Annotated in this window: 1 protein-coding gene and 1 pseudogene; one reads left to right on the forward strand and one right to left on the reverse strand. The window is 69.6% G+C overall.

Features of this window, described 5'->3' with window-relative positions; all coding sequences use genetic code 11:
• Window positions 1–98 precede the first annotated feature (98 nt).
• Entirely contained in the window at window positions 99–1,820 is a 1,722-nt protein-coding gene (locus tag ACO1BU_RS37025) for a recombinase family protein (RefSeq protein WP_424140850.1), read from the reverse strand.
• On the opposite strand from ACO1BU_RS37025, the pseudogene ACO1BU_RS37030 reads away from it, so the two are divergent.
• Window positions 1,810–2,142: pseudogene (locus ACO1BU_RS37030) on the forward strand (ISAzo13 family transposase); the annotation flags it as partial. The gene ACO1BU_RS37025 and the pseudogene ACO1BU_RS37030 sit on opposite strands and share 11 nt — an antisense overlap.

Genomic DNA, 2,142 nt, shown 5'->3' on the forward strand with positions numbered 1-2,142 from the left:
AAGCCTCCAGCGCCACAACACACGGCGCCTGCCCCGCGAAGAACTCGAGTACTTTGGCCCGCGCCAGGCGCTTGCGAAGCACCACCCGCCCGCCCGCATCAGCGCCATGGGCCTGGAATACCTGCTTGATAGTCTGTTCGCAATTGACAAAATGGCTCGCGCTCGCCCTCCGGCGCCATAGGGATCGCGTACCGGATCTCGACGACTTCGCCGGTGACGACCACACGGTCGACGAGCAGCTCCAGTAGCTCTCGCTTACGGCCGAAGTCCGCCCCCTCCAGGCCCGCCCGCACGCGGCGGCAGAATTCCTCGGCATGGGCCGCGAGGCGAGCGGTTTCACCCTGGCGGTCGGCCTCTTTCACCAGATCGCGCTCCTGCCCACCGAGCGCTTGCACCCGCCCCTCGGTCTCCCGTCGGCGGCGTTCGTACTCCTCCAGCGGCACCACGCCGGCAAGGTAAGCCTCTGTGAGCCGCTCGATCTGCTGGTGCAGGCCTGCACGGGCGCGGCGCAGGTTGGCCCGGCGCGCCTGCATCTCCTGCGGCAGCCAATGCCCGCCGCGGGCCCGCTCCATCGCATGCGCGATCATCTCCGGCGCGGCGAGCACCTCGCACAGGTCGCGCCAGACCAGCTCCTCCAGCGGCCCGCCGGGGATATGGCGCGTTGGGCAGCGTTCACCTGGCGACGCAGAGGTGGGCGGCGTCACAGTCCGGCAGACGTAGTAGTCGTAGCCCCGGGCCACGTGCCGGCCGGCGCAGGCGCAGCGGCAGCGGCAGCGTCCGCAGCTGACCAAGCCACGCAGGAGATACTGATGCACGCTGTTGTTCCGCGGCGCCATGCGTTGATTATAGGCCAGTCGTGCCTGCGCACGCTCGAACTGTTCGCGCCCGACGATGGCTGGCACGGTTGCAACTGCGATCCACTCGGCCGGGTCTGTCACTCGCCTGCCGTCGCCGGTACGGCCGGCTGGGCGCAAGGCAGAGCGGCGCCGCTGAATGGGCCGCGCGCGTAGGCGGTTCGCGAAAACCTGGCTGCGATACACGGGGTTGGTCAGTACGTTGCGCACGGCCGAGAGGCACCAACTGCCACGGTCCCATCGCGAGGCGGTGCCAAGACCGTGCAGGCGCCGCGCCAGTTCGGAAACCGAGGTCCCCTCGTCAGCGAACCAGGCGAACAGGTCGCGCACTACCGCCGCCTCCGCCTCGTCGACCCGAACCCCGGCCGGGTCGCGCGGCCGCTCAGGGTCAACCCGGTAGCCGTAGGGCGACCGCGTCCAGGGCAGCAGGACACCAGCCCGCAGCTTGCGCAGGCGACCCCGGCGCATCCGCTCGGTGATCAACGTCCGCTCGTACTCGGCTACTGCGCCACGGATCTGCAGCAGCAGCTGGTCGTGCGGGTGCTGGCTCATCGGCCGGTCGAGGAATTCAACCGTCGTGCCGTGTCCCTGCAGCTCCTCGACCAGCAGCACCTGATGCACGTAGTTGCGTGCCAGCCGGTCCGGCGCGGTGATCAGGATGCGGTCCAGCCGGGCACTCGCGGCGACGTCGCGCAGGCGGTCCAGGCCGGGACGCCTCAGGCTGGCACCGCTGTAGCCGTCGTCACGAAAAACGTTCTCCGGCGCGAGGGCCCAGCCGCATGTCGCGGCATGGGCGCGCAGGCGGTCGAGTTGCTGCTCAATGGTCTGCGCCTGGGCCTGGCGCCGGCTCGAGACACGGGCATAAGGGCTCGTCCGCCGATAAGTGAATCGGGTTTGGGGCTGCGGTTGTGGGGCAGGGATTCTCCTGCGTTTGGCGGAGACGTAGCATAGCGGGATGATCGACATTGACGGGGTTCGGGCGCGGTTTTCGGAGCTGTCGGCGCATTTAGACGAACGCGGTTGGCGATTGCTTGCGGCATCGGAGGCGCGCGTTGCGGGCTATGGCGGGATTGCCGCGGTGTCGCGGGCGACGGGGCTGGCGGCGAGCACGATTGGCCGGGGCCTGAAGGACCTGGCGTGCGGGCTGCCGCCGGGACGTGTTCGCAAACGGGGCGGCGGCGGCAAGACGGCGGTGGAGCGGGACCCTGGGCTGTTGCCTGACCTGCTGTCGCTGGTGGAACCGGGAGCACGGGGCGATCCGATGTCGCCCTTGCGCTGGACCTGCAAG

It is taken from the genome of Roseomonas chloroacetimidivorans, from assembly GCF_049629625.1.
Classification (GTDB): Bacteria; Pseudomonadota; Alphaproteobacteria; order Acetobacterales; family Acetobacteraceae; genus Roseomonas; species Roseomonas chloroacetimidivorans.